The sequence below is a fragment of the Arthrobacter sp. SPT-J7 genome (genome assembly GCF_059089965.1).
The window spans coordinates 284,163-301,429 of the sequence record NZ_JBNHFF010000003.1 but is presented as its reverse complement, the minus strand read 5'-3'; the positions used below and the strand labels follow the sequence as shown (position 1 = coordinate 301,429).

Annotated in this window: 13 protein-coding genes and 2 tRNA genes; 9 read left to right on the top strand and 6 right to left on the bottom strand. The window is 64.1% G+C overall.

The genetic code is table 11. The features are described from left to right. The first annotated feature begins 4 nt into the window (after window positions 1-4). Both AC5RWX_RS06850 and AC5RWX_RS06845 read left to right on the top strand, forming a co-directional pair. Window positions 5-77 (top strand) — tRNA-Ala (locus AC5RWX_RS06850). A 71-nt stretch (window positions 78-148) separates the two neighbouring features. Beyond that, window positions 149-221, top strand: a tRNA-Ala gene (locus AC5RWX_RS06845). 98 nt (window positions 222-319) lie between these two features. Here AC5RWX_RS06845 and AC5RWX_RS06840 read toward each other — a convergent pair. Then, a complete protein-coding gene (locus tag AC5RWX_RS06840) occupies window positions 320-1,519 on the bottom strand; it encodes a cysteine desulfurase-like protein (protein ID WP_494097089.1) in 1,200 nt (399 codons plus the stop codon). 555 nt (window positions 1,520-2,074) lie between these two features. On the opposite strand from AC5RWX_RS06840, the gene AC5RWX_RS06835 reads away from it, so the two are divergent. From AC5RWX_RS06835 to AC5RWX_RS06825, 3 genes are read left to right on the top strand one after another with little or no spacing between them, the layout of a single operon-like run. Next, a complete protein-coding gene (locus AC5RWX_RS06835) occupies window positions 2,075-3,382 on the top strand; it encodes a quaternary amine ABC transporter ATP-binding protein (protein ID WP_493943256.1) in 1,308 nt (435 codons plus the stop codon). Beyond that, window positions 3,382-4,269: an ABC transporter permease gene (locus AC5RWX_RS06830; RefSeq protein WP_494062239.1), complete on the top strand. Its 888-nt coding sequence runs from the start codon at window positions 3,382-3,384 to the stop codon at window positions 4,267-4,269. Before AC5RWX_RS06835 ends, AC5RWX_RS06830 begins: the two co-directional genes overlap by 1 nt. Window positions 4,270-4,327: 58 nt before the next feature. After that, window positions 4,328-5,233, top strand: a complete 906-nt coding sequence (locus AC5RWX_RS06825) for a glycine betaine ABC transporter substrate-binding protein (RefSeq protein WP_494097088.1) — start codon at window positions 4,328-4,330, stop codon at window positions 5,231-5,233. A gap of 133 nt (window positions 5,234-5,366) precedes the next feature. Here the strand turns inward: AC5RWX_RS06825 and AC5RWX_RS06820 are convergent, their stop codons facing one another. After that, window positions 5,367-6,290, bottom strand: a complete 924-nt coding sequence (locus tag AC5RWX_RS06820; RefSeq protein ID WP_493941037.1) for a LysR family transcriptional regulator — start codon at window positions 6,288-6,290, stop codon at window positions 5,367-5,369. A 656-nt stretch (window positions 6,291-6,946) separates the two neighbouring features. Between AC5RWX_RS06820 and nrdH the strand changes: the two genes are divergently transcribed. The 4 genes from nrdH (at window position 6,947) to nrdF (ending at window position 10,981) form a co-directional block, all read left to right on the top strand. Next, a complete protein-coding gene (gene nrdH / locus AC5RWX_RS06815) occupies window positions 6,947-7,189 on the top strand; it encodes a glutaredoxin-like protein NrdH (RefSeq protein ID WP_494097087.1) in 243 nt (80 codons plus the stop codon). A 46-nt stretch (window positions 7,190-7,235) separates the two neighbouring features. After that, window positions 7,236-7,700: a class Ib ribonucleoside-diphosphate reductase assembly flavoprotein NrdI gene (gene nrdI, locus AC5RWX_RS06810; RefSeq protein WP_493941057.1), complete on the top strand. Its 465-nt coding sequence runs from the start codon at window positions 7,236-7,238 to the stop codon at window positions 7,698-7,700. Between the two features lie 17 nt (window positions 7,701-7,717). After that, window positions 7,718-9,838, top strand: a complete 2,121-nt coding sequence (gene nrdE, locus AC5RWX_RS06805; protein WP_493941056.1) for a class 1b ribonucleoside-diphosphate reductase subunit alpha — start codon at window positions 7,718-7,720, stop codon at window positions 9,836-9,838. A 165-nt stretch (window positions 9,839-10,003) separates the two neighbouring features. After that, window positions 10,004-10,981 (top strand): class 1b ribonucleoside-diphosphate reductase subunit beta, encoded by a 978-nt coding sequence (nrdF, locus tag AC5RWX_RS06800; protein WP_493941036.1) that lies wholly within the window; start codon window positions 10,004-10,006, stop codon window positions 10,979-10,981. Between the two features lie 785 nt (window positions 10,982-11,766). Here nrdF and AC5RWX_RS06795 read toward each other — a convergent pair. The 4 genes from AC5RWX_RS06795 to AC5RWX_RS06780 all read right to left on the bottom strand — a co-directional run bounded on the left by AC5RWX_RS06795 (window position 11,767) and on the right by AC5RWX_RS06780 (window position 17,212). Next, window positions 11,767-13,893, bottom strand: a complete 2,127-nt coding sequence (locus tag AC5RWX_RS06795) for a calcineurin-like phosphoesterase C-terminal domain-containing protein (protein WP_494097086.1) — start codon at window positions 13,891-13,893, stop codon at window positions 11,767-11,769. 392 nt (window positions 13,894-14,285) lie between these two features. After that, window positions 14,286-14,852, bottom strand: coding sequence for an alpha/beta hydrolase (locus AC5RWX_RS06790; RefSeq protein WP_494097085.1), 567 nt, complete (start codon window positions 14,850-14,852; stop codon window positions 14,286-14,288). Between the two features lie 606 nt (window positions 14,853-15,458). Next, complete coding sequence (locus AC5RWX_RS06785; RefSeq protein WP_494097084.1) at window positions 15,459-16,229, bottom strand: ABC transporter ATP-binding protein; 771 nt, start codon at window positions 16,227-16,229, stop codon at window positions 15,459-15,461. After that, entirely contained in the window at window positions 16,226-17,212 is a 987-nt protein-coding gene (locus AC5RWX_RS06780) for an ABC transporter substrate-binding protein (protein WP_493943220.1), read from the bottom strand. Before AC5RWX_RS06780 ends, AC5RWX_RS06785 begins: the two co-directional genes overlap by 4 nt. Window positions 17,213-17,267 lie beyond the last annotated feature (55 nt).

The following is a 17,267-nucleotide window of genomic DNA, read 5'->3' as shown; positions in this document are numbered from 1 at the left end:
TAACGGGGCTGTGGCGCAGCTGGTAGCGCACCTGCATGGCATGCAGGGGGTCAGGGGTTCGAGTCCCCTCAGCTCCACTCGTGAAGACACGTTCAGTGATATTCACGCTGTGGAATACACGCGACGCGTGGGCATACTTCCATTCCAAGGGGCTGTGGCGCAGCTGGTAGCGCACCTGCATGGCATGCAGGGGGTCAGGGGTTCGAGTCCCCTCAGCTCCACTTGGGAACTGAGTAAGACATCCTTCACGGATGTTTCGCTCACCGTCAACACCCCGGTCCTCGGACCGGGGTGTTTTCTTTTGTCTGGTGGACCGTCCTTAGAGGAAGTCCGACAGCGCCGAAATAAGCCGGTCGATCTCAGTGTCGTCGTTGTAGGGGGCGAGTCCGACGCGCATGCCGGCATCGACGGAGAGTTGGAGCGCCTGGAAGGGCTCGTGGGCGTAGAAGCTGCCGGCAGGAGCGAGGATGGCGCGGTCTGCAAGGAACTGGGCGGCCTTGGTGGCGTCCTTGTCGCGGAAGGTGAAAAACAGTGTCGGGGTGCGATCAGCGGCGGTCGAGTGGACGGTGATGCGGTCCCCGAGACCGGCGATACCTTCTTCGATGCGCTGACGTAGCCGCACTTCGTGCTGCTCGATGAGGTGGTGGGCGGCAATGAGCCGTTCGCGGCGTGGGCCGTCGCCCGGCGCGAGGCCGGCGATGAAGTCCACGGCCGCGGTCGTGCCGTTCATGATCTCGTAGGGCAAGGTGCCGAGCTCGAACCGCTCGGGGACGTTGTTGGTCGACGGGAGCAGCTTGTCGGGTGTCAGGGTTTCCAGCAGATCGGGGTCGGCGGCGAGGGCGGCGCAGTGCGGTCCGAAGAATTTATACGGCGAACAGGTGAAGAAGTCCGCTCCCAGTGCCTTGATGTCGACTGCGGCGTGGGCGGTGTAATGGACGCCATCGACATAGACGAGGGCACCGACTTCGTGCGCGCGCGCCGCGATTCGTGCGACGGGGGGCTTGGTGCCCAGCAGGTTGGAAGCGGCAGTGACGGCGACCAGGCGGGTGCGCTCATTGATGATCTCGTCGACGGCGGACAGGTCAAGTTCCGCGGTGGCAGGATCCAACGGAATCCAGCGGACGGTGGCACCGACCGTCTGGGCGGCCTGGAGCCAGGGCCGGATGTTGGAGTCGTGGTCGAGCCCGGAGACGACGATCTGGTCATCAGGTGTCCAGGTTTTGGCCAGCGTGCGGGAGAAGTCGTAGGCGATCTGGGTGGCGCTGCGCCCGTAGACGATCCCCTCGGGCGAGGCGCCAAGCAGGTCGGCTACGGCGGTACGGAAACCTGCGACGGCGTTCTCGGCGTTGAGTTCACTGGCGACCAATGTGCCGCGGTTGGACAACGGACCGGTCAAGGTGCGGGCAATCGCCTGTCCCACCACGGCCGGCGTTTGCGTGCCTCCGGGGCCGTCAAAATGCGCCAGTCCCGATGTCAGAGACGGGAACTCTGTGCGTAGGGCGGAAACGTCGAACGTCATGCTTCTCCTTAGTTCGCTGTGCGCGACCTCCTCGCGTGTGTCGAGCGTGACACCCCCGGCGTCACTTGCCAAGCGGGCTTTCCGGTCGAACCGGGATCAGCCACGACTCGTCGGGCAGAATCTGTTGCGCAGGACGCATCTGCTTGCGAAACCAGCCAGTTTGGTGCGCCGCTGGTCACGATGACATAACTCCTTGGCAGCCGCGGGATTTCGGGGCCAAAGCGCTGCTAGCCTGCAATGACTTTACCGATTTCCGTCCGATATTCAGCTCACAGTGAATAACGGATTGTTACGGTGGGGACGTACAACCAGTAATACGAACAGCATGTGGCCAAGGCCATGCAGATCCGTGGCAGAGTCCACATGTGCTGGACGTCGAACTGGCGGTTGGGGGAGCTCCCGTCATCGCTTCGGCGAAACCGTCGTTCTGGGCGCCGCGACCGCGGCAACCCAGGAGCTTTATCAGTTTGACGCGTGTATTTGTCCGCAAAGACCAAGCACCAATCGTTGCCAAACTGCCTGCTCCTGGGGGCGCGGCAGCGTAGATGGGCCGTAGTGAACGAACAAATTGCACTGAGCGTACAGAATGTCTACAAGGTCTTCGGCAAGCGACCGGCCGAAGCCGTCAAGCGCCTGCAGGCCGGGAAGACGCGCGAGGAAGTCTCCGCGCTGGGCACTGCCGCGGTGATCGACGCGTCGTTCGATGTTCGGGCCGGCGAAATCTTCGTCGTGATGGGACTTTCCGGCTCCGGGAAGTCAACGCTGATCCGCACCCTCAACGGCCTCCAGCCGCAGACCGCGGGCAGCGTGGTGGTCGGCGGGACGGATATTTCAACGATCTCCGACGGAGAGCTTCGGAAAGTCCGGCAACAAAAGATTTCGATGGTCTTCCAGCACTTTGCGCTGATGCCCCACCGCACCGTGGCGGACAACGCTGCCTATGCCCTCGAGGTTCAGGGCGTGGCCAAGGCTGAGCGGTTGGCCCGCGCAGACAAGGTGCTGAAGCTGGTGGGGCTGGAAGGCTGGGGCGACAAGTTCCCGGCCGAACTCTCCGGCGGCATGCAGCAGCGCGTCGGGCTGGCCCGGGCGCTGTGCGCGGAAACCGACATCCTGCTGATGGACGAGGCCTTCTCTGCCCTGGACCCGCTGATCCGCCGCGAAATGCAGGAGCAGTTGGTCGCGCTGCAAGCGGATCTGGGCAAGACCATTGTCTTCATCACCCACGATCTGAACGAGGCCATGTTTTTGGGAGACCGGATCGCCGTGATGCGGGACGGCCGGATTGTGCAGATCGGCACCCCCGACGACATCCTGACCCACCCCGCGAACGACTACGTGGCGAAGTTCGTCCAGGACGTGGACCGGACCCGGGTGTTGACCGCAGGCTCCGTGATGGAGCCGGCCCGCGCCGTCGTCAATCTCTCCGGAGGTCCGCGCAACGCGCTGCGCACCATGCGCGACCTGCAGACGTCCGCAGCCTTCGTGGTGGACCGGCGCCGGACCTTCTTCGGCACGGTGCGCGACCGCGACGTGATGCAACTGGTCGAATCACGGGCGCCCGACCTGACCGCCGCCGTGCGCAACGGCAACGGGCCGGTTCGTGCCGAAACCCCGCTCTCGGAACTTTTTGGACTGGCGGTGGAGAGTCCCATTCCGCTGCCGGTGGTCGACGCCGAGGGTCGGTTGGTGGGCGCGATACCCCGGGTGACGCTGCTGGCTGCGCTTGGCAACGTACCCTCCAGCACCACCGACCTTCCGATCGTCGAGAGCGCCCCGGCGCCGATCCCCGAACAAGAAATCACCCGGACGCTCAACCGGACGTCGGCGGGCAACAAGACGTCGGCCGAAGGAGGAAACCGCTAATGGACCTGGAATTCCGCATCCCACTGGGTGACTGGGTCGACGTCGGCCTCGACTGGCTGCTGGCCACCTTCGCCGCCGTCTTTTCCTTCATCCGCACCGTCTTCCTCGGCGCCTACGACAGCCTGGAGTGGCTGCTCATCACCCCTCCTTCCTGGGTGATGATCATCGTGTTCGCCGCCATCGCCTACGCGGCCAGAGGCTGGAAGCTGGCGCTGGGCACCGCGGTCGGCTTCCTGCTGATCGTCGGGGTCAACCAGTGGGAGCACGCGATGGAGTCGTTCGCGCTGGTCATTGTGGCCACGGTAGTGGCGATCGCGCTCAGCGTCCCGGCCGGCATCCTGGCCGCCAGGTCTGCCACGGCCTCGGCGATCATCAGGCCGATCCTGGATTTCATGCAGACCATGCCCGCCATGGTGTACCTGATTCCGGCCCTGGTGATGTTCCGGGTGGGCGTGGTGCCGGGCATCATCGCGACCATCATCTTCTCGATGGCACCCGGCGTGCGGTTCACCGAGCTGGGCATCCGCGGCGTGGACAAGGAAGTGGTGGAGGCAGGCTACGCCTTCGGCTCCAGTCCCGGCAGCATCCTGCGCAAAATCCAGCTGCCGCTGGCGATGCCAACGATCATGGCCGGCATCAACCAGGTGATCATGCTGGCCCTGTCGATGGTGGTTATCGCCGGCATGGTCGGCGCCGGCGGGCTGGGCGGCGAAGTGGTTGCCAGCCTGAACCGGATCGACGCCGGCCTAGGTTTCGAAGCCGGACTGGCCGTGGTCATCCTGGCCATCTTCCTGGACCGCGTGACCGCCAGCGTGGGCAAGGCCTCCCAACCCGGACAGCGCCAGCGCGCCGGCCGGCGGGCGAAGCAAAGCATGCAGAACGCCTGACACCTGTGGCTTTTAGACCAATCAACGTGCCCACAGCGGGCATAACGAAAGGAACAACATGAAGCATTACAGCAAGCTCGCGGCCCTGGCCGCCGTCGCAGCCCTCGGGCTGACGGCGTGTGGCGGCGGTGGCGGCGAGACCGGCGGCCAGGCAACCAGCGGTCTGGACAACGGGGATAAGCAGGACGTCACCATCGCGGTCTTCAACGGCTGGGATGAGGGCATCGCCGCGTCGGAACTGTGGAAGGCCATCCTGGAGGAGAAGGGCTACAAGGTCACGCTGGAATATGCCGACCCGGCCCCGGTTTTTGCGGGTCTGTCTACCGGCGACTACGACCTGACGCTGGATACCTGGCTGCCGGTCACGCACGCCAGCTATCTGGAGGAATACGGCGACAAGATCACCGAGCTGGGGCAGTGGAACGACGAGGCCAAGCTGACCATCGCGGTGAACGAGGACGCGCCGATCGATTCGCTCAAGGACCTCGCGGCCAACGCCGACAAGTTCGACAACCGTCTGGTAGGCATCGAGCCCGGGGCCGGCCTGACCGAGGCCACCACCAAGAACGTCATCCCGACGTACGGCCTGGACAAGATGGAGTACCTGACCTCCTCGACGCCCGCCATGCTCTCCGAGCTGAAGTCGGCCACCGCCGCCGGTGAGAATATTGCCGTCACCCTGTGGCGCCCGCACTGGGCCTACGATGCCTTCCCGCTGAAGGATCTGGAAGATCCCGAGGGAACGCTCGGCGACGCCGAGGGCATCTACGCCTACTCCAGTACCAGCTTCGCGGAGGACTTCCCGACCCTGGCCGGGTGGCTGAAGAACTTCAAGATGGACTCCGAGACCCTGTACTCGCTGGAGAACGCCATGTTCAATGAGGCTGATACCGACGACTACGGCCCCGTCGTGGAAAAGTGGATCGGCGAAAACCAGGAGTACGTGGACGGTCTGACTAAGTAAGGCAGCCGGCCACCAACTGACCAGCGCGGCGCCGCCGGATCCCGTTCAGCGCGGGAACCGGCGGCGCTTGCGGTTTAAGGGGTGCTGCATCATAACGACGGCGGTGCCCGGCGCCTGCGCGGCAGGCGTTCCTTCAGGCGCGCCGGGTAGTGATGCTCATATCGCGCAGGATCACGGACAGTTGGTCCATGAACAGGCCCAGCTGCGCGTTCTGCCTGTCGTTGATCAACAGCGCGAAAATGTTTCGGGCCAAGCGGATTTCCGGGACGTCCAACACCACAATCCCGTCCGGTCCGTTGTACATGGCCAGCTCCGGGACCAGCGCCGCACCCAGCCCGGCCCCGGCCATGGCCAGGCTGGCATTGAAGTCGTCGCAGTAGGCCACCACGCGGGGATGCAGGTTGCAGCTGGCAAAGAGCCGCTCAATCACCGTGGCGTCCGCCGTGCCGGGGTGGTGCATGATCCACGGCATCTCGGCCAGCTGCGAGGCTGTCACCGAGGCGCCGGGACGGATGCCCCACGAGGCGGGCAGGACCACGCGGAAGTTGTCGTCGCCGATCCACTGCCGGCTCACGGTGTTGGGCCAGGCCAAGCCGCCTTGGCCCACTTGGAAGACCAGGGCGACGTCGAGTCCGCCGCCGGCCCGAAGCCCTTGGATCGTCTGGCCTGGCTCGGCGACGGATACTTTGAGATTGATCCCCAGGCCCGGCCATTCGGGCGCTTGCAGCAGGCGGGGGAGTACATACGTGGCCAGGCTGGGGAAGATGCCCAGCCGGATCTCCTGCGTGCTGGTGTCCTGGCTGCGGGCAGTGGCAGCCAGCAGGGCATCGATGTCCGTCAGCACCTTGGCCGCGTGCCGGGACATCACCAGTGCTGTTTCGGTCGGCTGGACGCTGCGAGCGGACCGCTCGAACAGCTTGGCGCCCGTTTCGCGCTCCAGAGCGGACATCTGCTGGGAGACCGCCGAGGCTGTATAGCCCAGATTGGCGGCCGCCGCCGCAAACGAGCCGCGCCGGGTCACTTCCAGCAGCGTGCGCAGGTGCACCGTATTGACCATCAGCTCTCCTGTCGCATCTTGGTGATTGTGCCAAGCCTACCTTGGGCTTGCCGGGCACCGGAGGTTTCGCGGCGCGGGCTGTGGGCCTCTTCGTTAGGAGAGCTGTCCAGGCGCGATTGCCTGCTGGCCGGAGGAATGTGCCGGCGTCCTGCAGTGTTCTATTAAGGGCTGCGAAAAGGTCTTGGTGGGGGATGGGAGTCGGAGCGCCTGCATCAGCCCGGGGTCGCGGTAGGGTCCCGCGAAAGTGTCCGACATGCACGCTATTGTGCGGATCACCATCGAGCGGTGAGCGTGGACACCTTCGGGATCGGGGACCACAACATCTAGTGATGGCCGCCCTACGAACGACACGCCGAGGAAGGGCCGACACGATACTTTCCCAAGCTGTGGGCAGGGAATCCACAGGCTGTGGACGGCGAGCCGGGAAGGCCGGAATATCAACTGTTTAACAGCCGAAAGATATCCCCACGGGCTGTGGACGAAGCAGGGAACGGAATGACATACTTGTAATACATCATCTTGGGGTTCTGATCGGCCGAGTCCACTAGATGTAGTATTGGAGCAGCTGCTGGGCAGTGCGTCAGGGTCTTCCACGGGAGGCCGCGCAGCCAAGAAAACAGCGGAAACGCCGTAACGATAATTAGGGGAGAAGGACCATGACTGTAACGGTTTACACCAAGCCAGCATGCGTGCAATGCAACGCTACATACCGGGCTCTGGACAAGAAGGGCATCGCTTACCAGAGCGTTGACCTGTCCCAGGATCCGGAAGCGCTGGAGCGTGTCCGTTCCCTTGGTTACATGCAGGCCCCCGTGGTCGTCACCGAGCAGGACCACTGGTCCGGGTTCCGCCCCGATAAGATCGAGGAACTGGCCCTGGCTGCCGCCTCCGTAGCCTGACCGGCGTCGAGCAAAACCAGAACCACACGTCATGACCGAGCTGCTGATGAGTGAAGGCACGCAGCAGGCAGGTCCGGCGGTCGGCGGGACAGCCGATGCGGACCTGATCTACTTCTCTTCCGCCTCTGGCTACACGGACCGATTCATGCAAAAGCTGGGGCTGCCGGCGGCACGGATCCCATTGCGCACCCAGCAGGAGACGCTGCAAGCGCTCCGGCCGTTCGTGCTGGTGCTGCCCACCTATGGCGGGGAATCCGGCCGGAACTCGATTCCGCCGCAGGTGATTAAATTCCTCAACAACGAGGAGAACCGGCGCCTGCTGCGCGGAGTCATCGGTGGCGGCAACACGAACTTCGGCACAACCTACTGCCTGGCGGCGGAGAAGATCGCAGCCAAATGTCAGGTGCCTCTTCTCTATCGATTCGAACTCATGGGCACGTCCGAGGACGTAGACCGGGTCAAGCAAGGATTGGAACTCTTTTGGAAACGACAGTCGCACACGCGCCCCTAGCCGACGCCAAGGCAGAGCTGCCGGCCGCATTCAAGGGTCTGGGCTACCACGAGCTCAACGCCATGCTCAACCTCTACGGCCCGGACGGGAAGATCCAGTTTGAAGCCGACCGCGAGGCTGCACACCAGTACTTCCTGCAGCACGTTAACAACAACACCGTCTTCTTCCACGATCTGGAAGAGAAGCTCGACTACCTGATCAAGAACGAGTACTACGAGCGCGAGACGCTTGACCAGTACACGATGAACTTCATCCGCTCGCTCTACGACCGGGCCTACAAGAAGAAGTTCCGCTTCGAGACGTTCCTAGGCGCGTTCAAGTTCTATACCTCGTACACGCTGAAGACGTTTGACGGCAAGCGTTTCCTGGAGCGCTACGAAGACCGCGTCTGCATGGTGGCCCTGCATCTGGCCCGGGGCAACGAGGCTATGGCCACCCAGTTGGTGGACGAGATCATCGACGGCCGCTTCCAGCCGGCCACCCCCACGTTCCTCAACGCGGGCAAGGCCCAGCGCGGCGAGCTGGTCTCGTGCTTCCTGCTGCGCATCGAAGACAACATGGAGTCGATCGCCCGCGGCATCAACTCCGCCCTGCAGCTGTCCAAGCGCGGCGGCGGTGTGGCCCTGTCGCTGACCAATATCCGCGAGCACGGCGCGCCGATCAAGCAGATCGAAAACCAGTCCTCCGGCGTCATCCCGGTCATGAAGCTGCTCGAAGACAGCTTCTCCTACGCCAACCAGCTCGGTGCCCGCCAGGGTGCGGGTGCGGTGTACCTGCACGCGCACCACCCGGACATCTACCGCTTCCTGGACACCAAGCGCGAGAATGCGGACGAGAAGATCCGCATCAAGACGCTCTCGCTCGGCGTGGTGGTCCCGGACATCACCTTCGAACTGGCCAAGAAGAACGAGGACATGTACCTCTTCTCGCCGTACGACGTCGAGCGCGTCTACGGTGTGCCGTTCTCGGACATCTCCGTCACGGAGAAGTACTACGAGATGGTCGACGACAGCCGGATCAAGAAGACCAAGATCAGCTCCCGCGAGTTCTTCCAGACGCTGGCCGAGATCCAGTTCGAGTCGGGCTACCCGTACATCATGTTCGAGGACACGGTGAACCGCGCCAACCCGATCGACGGCAAGGTCATCATGTCCAACCTGTGCTCGGAGATCCTGCAGGTTTCGTCGCCGTCGCTGTACAACGAGGACCTGACCTACGCCGAGATCGGCAAGGACATCTCCTGCAACCTCGGGTCGATGAACATCGCCAAGACCATGGACTCGCCCGACTTCGGCAAGTCCATCGAGACCGCCATCCGCGCGCTCACCGCCGTGTCGGACATGTCCTACATCAACTCGGTGCCCTCGATCGCCGAAGGCAACCTGCAGTCGCACGCCATCGGCCTGGGCCAGATGAACCTGCACGGCTACCTGGCCCGCGAGCGGGTCCACTACGGTTCCGAAGAGGGCCTGGACTTCACCAACATCTACTTCTACACCGTGCTGTTCCATGCGCTGCGTGCCTCGAACAAGCTGGCGATTGAACACCGCCAGGCCTTCGGCGGCTTCGAAAAGTCCAAGTACGCCTCGGGCGAGTTCTTCGACAAGTACACCGAGCAGGAATGGCTGCCGCAGACCGAGCGGGTCAAGGAACTGTTTGCCAATGTGGAAATCCCCACCCAGGACGACTGGCGGGAGCTGAAGGCTTCGGTGATGGAGCACGGCATCTACAACCAGAACCTGCAGGCTGTCCCGCCGACCGGTTCGATCTCCTACATCAACAACTCCACCTCCTCGATCCACCCGGTGGCGTCCAAGATCGAGATCCGCAAGGAAGGCAAGCTGGGCCGCGTGTACTACCCGGCGCCGTACCTAACCAACGACAACCTGGAGTACTACCAGGACGCCTACGAAATCGGCTACGAGAAGATCATCGACACCTACGCCGCGGCTACCCAGCACGTGGACCAGGGCCTGTCGCTGACGCTGTTCTTCAAGGACACCGCCACCACACGCGACATCAACAAGGCGCAGATCTACGCTTGGCGCAAGGGCATCAAGACCATCTACTACATCCGGCTCCGCCAGCTTGCGCTGGAAGGAACCGAAGTGGAAGGCTGCGTCAGCTGCATGCTGTAGCAGCCCCAGACAACTGAAAAGTACGACGGCGGGTGCCCGCCCGCCGTCGTACCTACACCGACGGGACGCCGGCAATCCGGCCCGCCCGCGGGCGACCGCCGGCCGCACCACGGCAGGCATTCGGGCACCATGGAACAACTCAGACTTTGGGAAGAAGGGGACGCGATGTCAGCCGAGAAGGTCAAGCTTCTGCATCACGTGGAAGCGATCAACTGGAACCGGATCGAGGACGAGAAGGACGTTGAGGTCTGGAACCGGCTCTGCAACAACTTCTGGCTGCCCGAGAAGGTCCCGCTGTCCAACGATGTGCAGTCCTGGGGCACGTTGACCGAAGACGAAAAGCTGCTCACCATGCGCGTCTTCACCGGTTTGACCCTGCTGGATACGCTTCAGGGCACCGTCGGTGCGGTCAGCCTGATCCCGGATGCCCTGACCCCGCATGAGGAAGCTGTCTACACCAACATCGCGTTCATGGAATCGGTGCACGCCAAGAGCTACTCCTCGATCTTCTCCACCTTGTGCTCCACCAAGGAGATTGACGAGGCGTTCCGGTGGTCCACCGAGAACGAGAACCTGCAGAAGAAGGCCCGGATCATTGAGGGCTACTACTACGGCGACGACCCGCTCAAGCGCAAGGTCGCCTCCACCTTGCTGGAGTCCTTCCTGTTCTACTCCGGCTTCTACCTGCCGATGTACTGGTCCTCGCGGGCGAAGCTGACGAACACTGCGGACCTGATCCGGCTCATTATCCGGGATGAGGCCGTCCATGGGTACTACATCGGCTACAAGTTCCAGAAGGGCGTCGAGGGGGAGTCCGAAGCGCGCAAGCAGGAGCTGAAGGACTACACCTTCGAGCTGCTCTATGAGCTGTACGAAAACGAGGTGCAGTACACCCACGACCTCTACGACTCGGTTGGCCTGGCCGAAGACGTCAAGAAGTTTTTGAACTACAACGCCAACAAGGCGCTGATGAACTTGGGCTACGAGGCCATGTTCCCGTCCACCGTCACGGACGTGAACCCGGCCATCCTCTCCGCCCTGAGCCCCAACGCCGATGAAAACCATGACTTCTTCTCCGGCTCCGGCTCCTCCTACGTGATCGGCAAGGCCGTCAACACCGAAGACGAAGACTGGGACTTCTAGGTCCTTGTGAGATGCAGGCCTAGTTGGAAGAAACACACCCTAGTTGGAAGAAATGCCTAGGATAGCTGGAAGTCTTCCAACTAGGTCTGCAATCTGGGCAGATGCGAGGCCTGTTGATGGTTGGCGGTTCGCTGGATAGCTGGCGGACCGTCTGAGCACCTCGAAAAGCACGACGTTCACTGCAGGCCGGGCAATCCCGACCGTCCGTCGACAAGTCCTAGGCACGACTCGATGCCTAGGTCGCAAAGTCTCGCGTCGGCCCGGCTGAGGCTGATGAACTGCACTTGCTTACACGCGGGGCCATCGCGTTCGCCCACAAAAGTCAAGCACCGCCGGCGACCGTCTTAAGGCCGGGGTCGCTGCCGAGTCGGCCGCCATAGTCGCCAACCTGCCCCGACGGGGGTCGACCCGTCCGTCGGGGGACCGGCTTATGCGACGGCTGTGTGCATGGTTCGGGATATGTTCCCTTTGGCTTATACATTGTCTGCAACCGAGCACTGCGCCGCGATTCCGCGAACGCCCCTACAGCACCAGACCAGGACTGTGTGGTGGATGGCTCATGAAGCTAAATATCCGAGACACCTGAAAGGACTTTGGGACTCGACGATCTCCTTGAGGCGCTGAATGCCGATCAGGCAGGCCATCACGGGGACGCCGAACTCAATCCGATCTCTAGGCGCCAGGAGGACATGTTATTCCGTGGCTGCCCACATGGTCTCGAAGTTCGTCTTGTACTACGTCCGTGAGGGCAGATCCTAGTCGCGGTTGGACAGGCGGTCAGGGGATCACCACACGACGTCCTCGCCGAAGGTGTCCAGCCGGAAGCCCTGCTGCGGCCGTTCGTCGACGACCTCGAAGGCGAGGGTCTCGGTGTGGTCGTTGCCGTAGCGGTCGGTCCAGACCACCTCGGCCAGGTGCATGCCGTTCTCGAGGTCGGCCGACAGCGGAATGCGCCACAGGTGCGGGGACCCATCGGCGAGGTTGCCTTCCACCGGGCGCGGTGCGGAGGGTCCGTAGACCTGGCCGTTGTACAGGTGCAGGCCCTGGGCCTCCGGGTTCCCGGAGGTTGACTGGTAGGACATCCGGGCGCCGGTGAGCTGGCGGATCAGCGCGGACGGGTCGGACCACTCGACGCCGCGCCGGACCTCCTCACCCGCCGCGGGCTGGGTGATCTCCGCGGTGGCGGGTTCGGCACCGTCGATCGAGACGTTGACGGTGGAGTCGGTGGTGCCCGCCCAGACGTTGGCGGTCAGGTAGGTGCCCGCGTCCAAGTCGTCGCGGGTGATCATGTTCTGATCCCCGAGATCACCCAGGGTGAGCGGGGGCACCGCGTCCTTGTGCTTGTTCTCCCAGGTGACGGGGTGCTCCTCGCGCCAGTCGATCAGGGTCTGCGCCCAGTGGCGGTAGTGCGGGGAGTTCAGGCCCAGGCCCATCTGGTCGCCGCCGCGGCCGGTGGCATGGAAGGCGTGCTGGTAGTCCGTGCCGGAGAAGTCGAAGGTCCAGAAGCCCGGCAGCGCGCCGTCGCCCTGGAAGCTCATCGGCTGGCCGTCCACGTCGTAGTCCCCGGCGTACCAGTCTCCCGACACGGCGCCGGCGACGAGGTGGTCGAACGGCACGGCCGTCACCCCCACGGCCTCCTTCCACGCCCCGAGGGAATCCCCCTCGGTAATCGACTCGACCCAGTGCGAATGACCGGACAGGGACAACGCCTCGCGTCCTTCGAGGAGTTCGTAGAGTGTGCGGACGTCGTCGGTCTGGTGCTGGGCGCTGTCCGCGCCGGAGTGGGACACCAGCGGGATGTGCGTGGCGACCACCACGCGCTTGTCCTTGGGCACGGTGGCCAGATCCTTCTCGATCCAGGCCAGAGTATCTTCCCCGAGGCGGCCGTTGTACGCCGGGGCGCTGGCCGGGTCCTCGCAGGCCGGCCGTTTGCCGTCGGCGTTGTCGTCCTCGGGCGTGCACGGGTATTTCACGTTGTTCAGCGCCAGCACGTGTACCTCGCCCACATCGTAGGAGTAGTTCTCCGGTCCCCAGTGCTGCCGGTAGGTATCGAGCGACCACCGGGCGTCTGTGGCGTCGAAGTCCAAGTCGTGGTTGCCGGGGATCGCGCGCACGGGCATACCCATCAGGCCCAGCGCCTCCTTCCCCCGGTCGTACATGCCCAGGTCATCGCCGGCGATGTCGCCCAGCAACAGGGCGCCGCAGTCGGCGGCATCATAGGACGCGGCTTCGCGCAGGGCACCATTGCGCGCATGGGAGATCTCCTGGTTGGAGTAGGTCTGCGGATCGGCCAGCACCAGGCACCGAATGTCCTCGCCGGCCGATGTGGGATTCTTGGTCAGCGGGAAGTTCACCGCGGCGGGCAGTTCCCCGGTGGGCTTGAGGCCACCGAAGCGCAACTCCTGCTCGGTGGTGCCCTTGGGTGCGTGGGTGTAGGAGAACTGCGCGATGTTGTTCTCATCGACCGGGGTGTCCCAGCCGGCGGGCTTGGTGACGAAGATGGTGTCCTTGTCCTGCGCCGGCAGCTCGTAGCGGCCCTTGGCATCGGTCTGGACCACTTCGCGACCGTTGGACACCGTCACCCCCGAGATGCCCTTCTCGCCCTTATCCCGGACCGAGTTCTGGTTGGTGTCATCGAAGACCACACCGTCCAGGGCATCCTCCCCGGTCTCGCCCTCGGTGAGGACTTCAGGACCGCCGACGTACATCGTGGGGTCCACCCCATCACCGACGGGCTTGTCCCCGCGGTGACCCTTGGCGGGGGCATGGGCCGGCGGGTTGCCACCCGCGCTGGAGTGCTTCGGCGGATCCGCCGAAGCGGTCTGCACGCCGAAGAACGCCATCGGTGCCAGCACAGCCAGGGCGGTGCCGCCCACCAGGGCACGACGACGCCGGGAGACAGGGGAAGACATACAGAATCCTTTCGCCAGAGTGATTGCTATCGGAAGCAACGCCTCAAGCTAGGACTTGCGTATGACGGGCCGGTCCCTGTTCCGCCACGACCAGGTGAACGGGCAGCGAACCCTGGCCTGCGCACGCGCCCGTGCCGGCACCGCCTCGGATCCGTGGTCGAACGTAGGGGCGACGGCCCGCAGCACCCCGTACGTGCACGCCGGGAACACAGCACCAATCCGGACCGCGCAACAACTATCCCCCCGTGCTCTGACTCGCTGCCTCAGTTGGGAAGCTCAAGCGTGCCGCGCTGGCTGCTGCGGTAGACGGTAGTGCGGAAAACGCTGAACAACTCTGCCGGCTCGGCCTGGGTGTGCTCTCCCACCCGGCGTGGGCGCCACCCCGACGAGTCCTAGTGGAGCCATTCAACCGCTTCCCGGGCAATGTCCGCGGGGATGGTGTGCTTGCCGGAAAATTCCGCGTAGTCCACGTCGTATCCGTCCCGGCGGAGGGCCGGGACGATACGGCGGCTGGTCGAACCGATCGGCAGGACGGGGTCGGCTTCACCGTGGGAGACGAAGACGGCCGGTTTCCCCACTCTCGGGGCGGGCGGGATGAAGCCGGGCGAGAAGGCGATGATCCTGCGGAAGACTTCGCCGTTTGCCAGGCCCAGGCCCAGGGCATAAGAGGCGCCGTCTGAAAAGCCGGCGATGCCGATACGCTCAGGGTCGACCGGGACCGTACGGAAGACCTGGTCCAGAGCGCGGTCTATCACCGAGACATCTGGCCCATAACTGCCTTTGAGGACGGCGTCCCACGTCGATCCGCGGGAAGCCGGTGCTAGGAGAACCAGGCCAAATTGGTCCGCTAGTGGAGCCAGCAGGGACAGGCCGCGGGAGGCGTCCCCGCCCGCGCCATGGAGGCTGACCAGGAGACCGGCGCGGACGCCCGGCCGGCGTTCCGGCGGAATTTGGAGCACGGAATCGCGCTCTCGCTCCAACCCCAGTCGGTGCTTGCCGGATCCAGGCAAAGACCGGGACGGGGGCACTTCGGGCAGGCGAGCAGTCAAGGCAGCGGCATTCTGGCCCAGCTGCCCCTGCCCAGCCACGCACCCTGCCAGTAGCCCCGCCTGCAGAAGCTGGGCTGACGTGATGAGAACGCGGCGTCGCGTCGGCACGGAACCATTATCGTTCAAAGGCCGGTTCGCGTCATGCAGTGCGCCGTACCGGCCCGGTCGGTTCCCGCATCCTCGCAGGACTCGAATTTCTTTGGTCCTGCGCCGCCCTACCCATGCCCTTTGCGGCACGGCCGCGGACATTACCAGAAGGCGGCGTGCTCAAACGGGAAGTATTGGGCCCCGCGGAGCTGGAACGCGACAGTGCCTCGGGCTATGCAAGAAGGTGAATACTTCTCCCTCATCTTGGTCGCGGGGGGGGGGGGACGAACACGCGACAGTGCGTCACCTTCGTCGGAAAGCAAACGTCCTACCCGTGGATTTGCCCGCGGTGTCGGCCCTTGAGCGGACGGGCGAGGTTCCCTCGAGTATCGCGACTTGACCGCTGGCGCCCTGCAAAACCAATATGAGTCAGGAAACTGGACTGAAGACTAGTTGGATGCCGTCGGCGAAGTGGAGGCGACGGACCCGGATCTTGTACACCGGCTCCAGAATCTCCGGGACCAGGACCTCGTACGGAGTGCCGCTTGCGACCAACCGGCTTTCGTCGAGCAGCAGGACGCGGTCACAGTAGGCTGCTGCGAGGTTGAGGTCGTGCAGAACCACGACGATGGCATGGTTGTTCGTCCTGGCTAGATCGCGGACCAGTTGGAGGATCTCGTGTTGGTAGCGGATGTCCAGATGGTTGGTTGGCTCGTCGAGCAGCAGGTGCGTGGCCTCTTGCGCCAGTGCCCGGGCGATCAGCACGCGTTGCCGTTCCCCGCCGGAGAGCCGGTCGAAGCTCTGGTCCGCCCTGTCCAGCATGCCGACCCGTTCCAGTGCCTGGGCGGCGGCCTTTTCGTCCCGCACGTCAGGCCGGCCGAGCCGCGATTGGTGCGGCGTGCGGCCGAGCAGGACCATATCGGAAACCAGCAGCGGCAGGTCGCCCGGCGTCTCCTGCACGACGACGGCGACCGTCCGGGCGCGCTCTTGGGCCTTGAGCCGGTGCAGCGTGGTGTGGTCAAGCATGACTGTGCCGCTGTGTGGGGCCAGCGACCCGTATAGGATCCGCAGCAGGGTGCTCTTGCCGCTGCCATTCGGTCCCACCAGACCGAGGACTTCGCCATGCCGCGCGTGCAGGTCAACACGGTCAAGGACGTCCCGGACGCCGTATGAGAAGGAGATATTTGAGGCGGCAATCATCGGGCGAACCGTTCGACAATCCGCTCGAGCCCGCTGATAGCCAGCGGCGAGGGCGGCTCCGTGAAGTTGAATAGTTGCACGAGGATGTCGCCGTTTTCAACGGCGGTGATGGAGGACGCGCCCTTCCACGATGTCACCGTTTCGGCAACCTTCCCCGGGTCTCCGGCGGAGTGGAGCAGGATCAGGACATCGGGGTTGCGGCCGATGAGTTCCTCGCGGGTGACCTCGAAGACCCGCTGGTCGACGTCGTCGAAAACGTTGTCCAGTCCGGCGGCCTTTAACTGCGGTTGGGCCATGGACTTGGTGCCGTACGCGTAGGTGCTCCCCCCGCCGGCTGTCGGGTACAGGACTGCTGCCGTGCGGCCGGTGCGGGCCGCTTTGGCGGTAATGTGCTCCACCTGGGCCTCGAGCTCGACGGCTGCCGCCGTGGCCCGTTCTTCGACGTCGAAGATTTTGCCGTAGGTGCCCAGCCGATCCCCGATGGTGCCAAATGACGGCGTTTCCGGGGCCGTGGGGCAAAAGGATGGTTCCTGCAGCACCGGTATGCCCGCGGCGGCGAGTGTTCCACGGTTGAGGTTTTCGGCCGAACCCAGGACCAGGTCGGGTTGCTGCGCCAGCACGACTTCCTGCGAGATCTGCAGGTGGCCCGTGGTGTCCAGACGGTCGGTCAGGAGCGGGATGCGTGCCAGTTCGGCCTGGGTGGCTTGATCGAAGTATTCGGACGGGTAGATACCTGCGCGGGCCACCACCTTGTCCAGGACCCCGAGTGCCGACAAGTAGGCCACCGGCGAACTGTCCAGCATGACAATCCGTTCCGGCGGTGCGTCCAGAGTGACCTCGACGCCGCAATTCATGATGGTCAGCGGGTAGCCGTCCGCCCGCGGTGACCCCGCGGACCCCACGGCGCTCCCCGCGCAGCCGGCCAAGCCGATGACCAAGGCCACCGGTGCGAGGGCGAACAGCAGACGGGCGGGGGTTTTCATGATTAGTCCTCTGGTAAGTGGATGTGCGGGGATGTGGGTGGCATGGAAGCGGAAT